At 31.3% G+C, this 291-nt stretch carries 1 protein-coding gene; it reads right to left on the reverse strand.

Annotated features, from left to right (window positions below; all coding sequences use genetic code 11):
• Nucleotides 1–279 (reverse strand): hypothetical protein (locus tag ON24_RS08870; protein ID WP_268869988.1); only part of this gene is annotated, 279 nt, incomplete at its 3' end.
• Nucleotides 280–291 lie beyond the last annotated feature (12 nt).

Consider the following 291-nt stretch of genomic DNA (forward strand, 5'->3'; position numbering starts at 1 on the left):
ATGATCCTCAAATCCAGAACTAACATTATTCACCAATACACCAGACTGATTTGCAATAAACACAACAGTTAAATTTACAGACTGATTTGGTTCAAGAACATCATCCAATACCCAAGTACCATTCTCAGGATTAAACACCCAATTATAATCAGATTCAAATGATTTATAAACCAAACCATTACTGAAATCATTATCACAAACAAATACCCTAGTTAAATTACAATCACCAGTATTAGTAACAACAATAGTAAATGAAGTTAAATTACCCACAAATACCACAGGATCATTTGC

The sequence above is a fragment of the Methanobrevibacter boviskoreani JH1 genome (genome assembly GCF_000320505.1).
GTDB classification, from domain to species: domain Archaea; phylum Methanobacteriota; class Methanobacteria; order Methanobacteriales; family Methanobacteriaceae; genus Methanarmilla; species Methanarmilla boviskoreani.